7 protein-coding genes are annotated in these 7388 nt (G+C 42.8%); 4 read left to right on the forward strand and 3 right to left on the reverse strand.

The genetic code is table 11. The features are described 5' to 3' along the window. The first annotated feature begins 73 nt into the window (after window positions 1-73). The gene (locus tag M3O96_RS21680; protein WP_249725266.1) at window positions 74-445 is read left to right on the forward strand and encodes a helix-turn-helix domain-containing protein; all 372 of its coding nucleotides are present in this window, start codon (window positions 74-76) and stop codon (window positions 443-445) included. A gap of 2 nt (window positions 446-447) precedes the next feature. Here M3O96_RS21680 and M3O96_RS21685 read toward each other — a convergent pair whose 3' ends face one another. Further along, entirely contained in the window at window positions 448-1380 is a 933-nt protein-coding gene (locus tag M3O96_RS21685; RefSeq protein ID WP_249725269.1) for a hydrogen peroxide-inducible genes activator, read from the reverse strand. A gap of 135 nt (window positions 1381-1515) precedes the next feature. Here M3O96_RS21685 and M3O96_RS21690 point away from each other — a divergent pair, with 135 nt between their 5' ends. The 3 genes from M3O96_RS21690 to M3O96_RS21700 are packed head-to-tail and all read left to right on the forward strand — an operon-like array spanning window position 1516 to window position 5254. Next, window positions 1516-2553, forward strand: coding sequence for a Fe(3+) ABC transporter substrate-binding protein (locus M3O96_RS21690; protein WP_502798929.1), 1038 nt, complete (start codon window positions 1516-1518; stop codon window positions 2551-2553). A gap of 9 nt (window positions 2554-2562) precedes the next feature. Continuing rightward, complete coding sequence (locus tag M3O96_RS21695; protein WP_249725275.1) at window positions 2563-4248, forward strand: ABC transporter permease; 1686 nt, start codon at window positions 2563-2565, stop codon at window positions 4246-4248. Continuing rightward, on the forward strand, window positions 4217-5254 hold the full coding sequence (locus tag M3O96_RS21700) for an ABC transporter ATP-binding protein (protein ID WP_241124922.1): 1038 nt from the start codon (window positions 4217-4219) through the stop codon (window positions 5252-5254). Before M3O96_RS21695 ends, M3O96_RS21700 begins: the two co-directional genes overlap by 32 nt. Here M3O96_RS21700 and M3O96_RS21705 read toward each other — a convergent pair. Together M3O96_RS21705 and M3O96_RS21710 are read right to left on the reverse strand one after the other, a co-directional pair. Continuing rightward, a complete protein-coding gene (locus tag M3O96_RS21705) occupies window positions 5251-6249 on the reverse strand; it encodes a GRP family sugar transporter (RefSeq protein ID WP_241124923.1) in 999 nt (332 codons plus the stop codon). The genes M3O96_RS21700 and M3O96_RS21705 overlap by 4 nt on opposite strands. 8 nt (window positions 6250-6257) lie before the next feature. Beyond that, window positions 6258-7286, reverse strand: a complete 1029-nt coding sequence (locus tag M3O96_RS21710; RefSeq protein WP_241124924.1) for a nucleoside hydrolase — start codon at window positions 7284-7286, stop codon at window positions 6258-6260. Window positions 7287-7388 lie beyond the last annotated feature (102 nt).

Consider the following 7388-nt stretch of genomic DNA (forward strand, 5'->3'; position numbering starts at 1 on the left):
GATTGGAAAATTACAAAATTATTAACCAAATTGAATTATCAACAAACCCTTGTATCTGGATCGCACCAAAAAAATGAAATTAACCCTCATAGCAAACGAAGACCAATACCAAACTTATTTGGAAAGGATTGACTATTTATTTGACTCCCAAAAAGGAACACCGGAAGGATATGAACTTGAGCTTCTTTTGGCTTTGGTCAAACTTTATGAAATCGAAAATTTCATCATTCCTAAAACAGATCCTATTACCGCAATAAAAATCAGGATGGAAGATCTGGGATTAAAAAACAAAGACCTTATACCAATCCTTGGCGATAAAGGAAATGTATCAAAAATTCTTCAAGGAAAGAGATCATTGAATGTGGAAATGATCAGAAAACTAAGCAAATTTTTAAGCTTACCGGTCCAGATTTTGGTTGGAGAAGAAGAAGTCACGCCAGCCTAATTCTATTTAAACCGCACCACTTTTCCATGGGCTTTGGACGTCATCTCTTGTGGGATGGCAGCGGAGATTTCATGGTATAGCAATTCTACCAACTTCTTTTTCAAAAAACTCCTTGTCAACACAATGCTTACTTCTCTCACCGGAGTCTCGTCACTGAACGACCTCAGCCTCGAATTTTCCTCGTCGTTTAGGGAAGCGGTCGCCAACTCGGGCAATAGTGTGATTCCGGTATATTGGTTGACCATGTTTTTCAATCCTTCGAGGGAACCACTTTCATAATGGAAATTCATCCTCTGAAATTTTGTCTGACTGCATAAGTTCAGCACCTGATCTCTGAAACAATGACCCTGCTGCAGCATCCACATGTCATCGGTTTCCAGGTCCTTGACCAAAAGCTTTTCTTTGGACAGCAAAGGATGTCCCTTTGACAGGTAGGCAAAAAACTTTTCATAAAACATGGGTTTTTCTACAATGCCACTTTCATCCAAAGGCGTAGCTACGATCCCGAGATCGAGTTCGTCATTTTTCAGCTTTTTGATAATATCTTCCGTCACCGTTTCCTCCACCTGCAACTTGACATGGGGGAATTTTTCGAGAAATGACCGTATAAATCGGTGCAGAAGATAAGGTGCCAAAGTGGGAATTATCCCCAATTTGATCACGCCACTGATATCGCCTTTGAGTTGAGATACAAGTTCAAAAATTCCCTTACTTTCAGACACTACACGCTTGGCCTGTTCGATAATCTGGGTTCCGATTTCAGTAGGTATCACCGGCATTTTGGACCGGTCAAACAAGATCACTTCCAATTCCTTCTCTAATTTGCTTACCTGCGCACTCAGCGTTGGTTGGGTCACAAAGCAGGATTCTGCAGCATGCCCAAAATGCCTGTGCTTGTCCACTGCGATGATATATTCAAGTTGTTGGATAGTCATAAGCGCTGTGATATTGAGGTAATTATTGAATCCAAAAGAGGGTTTTCTTGTTCGATGCAAATATAAAATTCTTTTTCTTTTTATTTAGATTTGATTTAAATAATGATTATTTTTGGCCCAATAATTCAAAAAAACATGTTAAAAAACATCATCAAATCGACTTTAATAGCCTCGGTTGGGGCAATTTTATTCTCCTGTGGTGGTACTACAGAACAAAAAGAAGAAGTAGTCAATGTCTACACCCACAGACATTATGAAGCAGACCAACAACTTTTTGACAAATTTACCGAGCAGACCGGCATCAAAGTAAATGTTGTCTCTGCCTCCGCTGATGAGCTTATCCAAAAACTAGAATTGGAAGGTGCTAATTCCCCTGCAGACGTATTGATCACCGTAGATGCAGGACGTCTTCACAGGGCTGAAAGCAAAGGCTTGTTTCAAGCTGTCAGTTCTGAAACTTTGAATACAAACATTCCGGCAAAATTCAGAGACCCTGAAGGATTTTGGTTTGGACTGACCTACAGGGCGAGAATATTTGCTTACAGCACCGAAAGGGTAAAACCAGAAGAATTGAGCACCTATGAAGCACTGACTGAACCTCAATGGAAAGGAAGAGTTTTAACCCGATCTTCAGAAAATATATACAACCAATCCTTGATGGCTTCTGTGATAGCGCAGCATGGCAAAGAAGGTGCTGAACAATGGGCTGCGGGTCTATTGACCAACATGGCTAGAGAACCAAAAGGAAGTGACCGTGATCAAGTGAAGGCTGTTGCGGCAGGTGAAGGTGATGTGGCCATTGTGAATACCTACTATATAGGCATTATGCTCAATGACGAAAATGAAGAAGAGAGAAAAGCAGCTGAAAAAATTGCTATCTTTTTCCCTAACCAAAATGACCGTGGCACACATATCAATATCTCCGGTGCCGGCGTAACCAAGCATGCACCCAATAAAGACAATGCCATCAAGTTGATCGAATTTCTCTCTGCCGCAGAAGCACAGGGCATGTTGGCCAACATCAATTTTGAATATCCTGTCAACCCAAATGTTGAATTGTCTGACTTGCTTAAAAAGTGGGGAACATTCAAAGCAGATGAGGTAAATCTTTCTGTATTGGGTGACAACAACAGTGATGCAGTCGTCATATTTGACAAAGTAGGTTGGAAATAAGCTGAAGTATTGGATATCCTAAAACGTAATTATTATTGGTGGAATAAGTGGACCGGCTACTCGTTGCTGATATTGCTTCTAGTGGTCACTCCTCTGTTTACCATATTTATCAAACTATTTGATAGCCCGGGAGGGAGTTGGCAACATATTGCCAACAACCTCCTTTTTGGCTATTTCCAAAACACTGTTTTTCTCCTCTTAGGTGTAGCATTCTTTACTTTTTTGATTGGGGTTAGTACTGCATGGTTGGTTTCCAATTATGAATTTCCCGGAAGAAAATACTTTGAGTGGCTGTTGATCTTGCCTTTGGGCTTTCCGGGATACATCATGGCGTATACCTATGTCGGAATTCTCGATTACACCGGTCCCGTTCAGGTATTTTTGAGGAATAATTTTGATATCAATTTCCAAGGAAGTGTGATAGACCTGATGAATCTTCCCGGAGCGATCTTCATCCTCTCCATCACTTTGTACCCTTATGTTTTTTTGATTTCGCGGGCTTCCTTTTTGCAGCAATCCAAAACCATGCAAGAGGCTTCATTTCTCTTGGGAGCCAATAGGCTAAAGACCTTCTTCAAAGTCGCATTGCCTATGGCGAGACCGGCGATAGTGGCAGGCATTGCCTTGGCATCGATGGAAGTCCTCAATGACTACGGGACAGTCAAATATTTTGGTGTCAATACTTTTACTACCGGGATTTTCCGGGCTTGGTTTTCGATGGGTGATGTCACAACGGCGATTTATCTCGCTGCGATATTGATGGTTTTTGTGTTTCTGATCCTCTACTTGGAATCCCGCCAAAGAGGAAACAGGCAATTTGCCGCGGTCACCGGACTCCACAAACCCACTGCCCGTCTCATTCCAAGTCTAGATAAAAAATTGCTTTATACAGGAATCTGTACCTTTATTTTCTTGCTCAGTTTTCTCTTTCCCTTTTTTCAGCTTCTCTATTGGGTCAGTATGACCTACCACAAAGTGGTGAATCAGGATTTCTTTCTGCTTATCTACCGCAGTTTTGGGTTGGCCGCTGTCAGTGGCTTGGTCATTGTCTTCCTTGCGGTGGTTTTGCTATATGCACTCAGACTGAGTCCATTCCAATGGGTGAAAAACATCACCAAAATTTCAACTTTGGGTTATGCCATTCCCGGTGCCGTGATTGCTGTGGGGGTGATGATTCCTTTTCTTGCCCTTGACAAATGGATCTATGGAACATTGTTTTCCTCCACAGCAGGACTGCTTTTTTCGGGTACGCTTTTCACCTTGGTTTTTGCCTATATCGTACGGTTCATGGCGGTAGGTTACAATCCGGTAGAAGCTGGATTTCAAAAAATCGGCATCCATGTCAATGAAGCAAGCAGGTTGCTCGGTGTCAGAAGTACCAAGACACTTTGGAAAATCGACCTTCCCCTGATCAAAACAAGTCTTGTTTCGGGAGTATTGCTTGTCTTTGTGGATGTATTAAAAGAATTACCCTTAACTTTGATTTTGCGCCCTTTCAACTTTCAGACTTTGGCCACCAAAACTTTTGACATGGCCACCAATGAAATGATTGCTGAATCATCCAATGCCGCCCTGATCATCATTTTGACCGGAATCATTCCTATCATTTTGCTCAACAGGATGATCATGAAAAGAGGCAAAGAGGAAAAACCGAAAATCTCCCATGACAATTTTATCACTCCAAAAAATCAATAAAAAATACAGTCAAGCAAAGGAATTTGCAGTGAATGATATTTCCTTTGATGTTATAGAAGGAGAGATTTTGGCATTGGTGGGAGAAAGCGGTTCCGGCAAAACCACGCTTCTGCGGCTGATTGCAGGCTTGGAACATCCGGATTCCGGCTCCATTTCCCTCTCCGGTCAGGTGATTGTTGAAGGCAGAAAATCTGTTCCTGCCCATGAAAGGCAGGTTGGAATGGTTTTTCAGGACTATGCACTTTTTCCACATTTGACCATTTTGGACAATGTGAAATTTGGCATCAAAAAAACCATGGGCGATCCAATGCAAATTGCCAAAAAAACTTTGGAATTGGTGGGGCTAAACGAAGATGTCAATAAATATCCACACCAACTTTCTGGTGGACAACAGCAGCGGGTGGCCTTGGCGAGGGCCATTGCACCCAATCCAAAAATCCTGCTGATGGATGAACCCTTTAGCAATTTAGACGCTTTGCTCAAAGATCAGGTAAGGGAAGAAATCCGTCAAATCATCAAAAAAACAGGAATCACGGCTATTTTTGTCACCCACGACACCAAGGACGCCTTGTCCACAGCAGACCGTATCGCCATCTTGCACAAAGGTTATTTGCAGCAGATAGACATTCCCAAGGAACTCTATGAAAATCCTGTAAATCCTTATGTCGCCAATTTTTTCGGCAAAAGAAATGACCTCCTCGCCACACCTTCGGGGGAAGGATTCTATACTTCCTTTGGGTTTATCACGGATCCTGAAGCGAAAAAACACAAGCATCCAGTCAGTCTAATATTCAGACCCGAGCATGCTGAAGTGGTCCAAAGACCCGGTCAGCAACTGAGCGGAAAAATCGTCAAGACCTCCTATTTTGGAAGTCATCAGATGGTCAAAATCGAAGATGAAGAAGGGAAGCAGGTTATCATCCGAACCAATCCGGGACGGAATTTTGAAGGAATTGAGCAAGCTTTTTTTTATTTGTGGAAATATGATGTGGAGGAGGCTTTTTAAACTCCTGCATAGACAATCATCCCAAGACCTATTACAAAAAACAAAAACATTCCTGCAATCAGGTTGCCCGTTCCCTTGGGTGAATTTTTGAATTCTTTCCAAATAAACACTCCCCAAAAAGCTGCGATCATAGTCGCTCCCTGACCCAAGCCATAGGAAATGGCAGGTCCTGCTTTTTCGGCAGCAATGATGCTAAAAGACATGCCGATGCACCAAATAATCCCACCCAAGATTCCGAATAGGTGCACAGGAAGCTTTCCGGCAAAATAATCGGGAGCAGTCAATGGAGGCCCTTCGATGGGTTTTTTCATCAAAAAAGTATTGAATACAAAATTGCTCAGCAAGATCCCAATCGAAAAGACAAATACTGCACCATAGGGAGTGAATTTTCCGCCCTCAGGATTTGAGAAGTCGAGTGACATGGATTGCGCCACAAAGAAGTAAAAGAAAGACATTAAAAATCCTCCCACCAAAGCCAAAATCAATCCGACTTTTGGGTTTTTTTGGTTGGTCGAGGCGAGCTTTCTGTAGGCCATGGCATCCAATACAATGGCAACTACCACCAAAGCCACCCCAGCAAAGAGCATGACAGGATCTCCTTGCTGATTGGACACATAATTGACGATGACACCCAATACAAGCGCAAGCCCGATACCGACAGGAAATGCGACCGACATACCTGCATAAGCAATCGCCGCAACGATGAGGATATTGGCAAGGTTAAATATCACCCCTCCAATAAAAGCAAGTGAATAACTACTGCTGCTAGCTTGAAACAAATCTTCGGTAAATCCCCTTCCTCCCTCTCCGCTACTTCCCAAGGTATAACCAAAAACCAAAGAGAGGATAACAATCCCGATGACATAATCCCAATAAAACAATTCAAACCGCCATGCAGAACCTGCAAGTTTTTGGGTATTGGCCCATGAACCCCAGCAAAACATGGTGATGATACAAAAGACAACTGCCAAGGAATAAGATTCAATGATATACATAGGCAGGGTTATTTTGGGTTGACGATTTTGTAATCGATAAAAGATTCGTAGAAATCAGCCATGACGTCATCCCGATCAAAATTCTCCCAAAGCACAATTTTTCGTGGATTCGCAGGCCTTTCTACCCATTGATTGTCAATCAGGATTGGGCATGGAATCTCTCTCTTTTCTCCCCAAACAGGATTTTTTAGAATCGCTGCTGCCACCATATCAAACAAAGCGCGGGAAGGAGGATCGCCGTGATAATCGATATGCTCAAACAAGTTGACCGCATAGTCTCCAAAATTGTAAAACTCTCCTCCATGCCTTCCCACAATAGGAGTTTCAATCTGTGGACCTAGACCGGGCATGCGGCTATTGATTTCCGATTGCGTGACTTTGACTGCATCAGTTCCGGTGGGTTCACCATAGCGGACGGTGACCATTTCAAAGGGAACCTGCGTATTCAACACATAATTCATAGACACAGTATCGTTTTCCTGATTGTATTCTCCGGGCTGTGGATAATTGGATCCTAACCAAACCACCCTCATTTTGGAGGCAATGGAAGGGTCTTTTTCCAAAGCCAAAGCCACATTGGTCAGTTTGCCAACAGCAAGCAGAATGAGTTCTTCGGGATTGTCGGCATTTGCCTGCTCGATGATGAAATCCACTGCCTCTTGTCCGTCAAAATTTCCTGTGGAGACCGTTGACTGAATGTCGGCAAATGACCCATTGGCCCCTTTGAGTAAAGGAATCTTTTCATAACTGAGACCAAGTTGCAGGATTCGTTTTGCCTCCTCATAATGTCCATTGATGTCTCCTCCACTTTTGGTGGCATTGACAGTGACGCCCTCAAGGTCAAAGGTTTCCCCATTGAGCAATAGGTAAATAAGGGCAAATTGGTCGTCCAACTCATTGTTAGCATCCGTGTCATAAATGAGGCGAACTTTATTTTCAGCCGGCAAAACTTCCTCTACGGTAGTATTTTCAACTTTGCCTGTACAGGAAAAGAGCAAAACCAAGAGGGAAAGTAAAATAGGATAAGTCTTTTTCATAAGTTAAAATGGTTGTTGGGCTGTCAGTTCCGCGTTGTCTGGTTGTCAAGTTGAGGGGTTTTAGTGGTTGTAGTTGTTGTAATGGTTGTAGTCGTTGTCGGG

The sequence above is a fragment of the Aquiflexum sp. TKW24L genome (assembly GCF_023502205.1).
Lineage (GTDB): Bacteria > Bacteroidota > Bacteroidia > Cytophagales > Cyclobacteriaceae > Cognataquiflexum.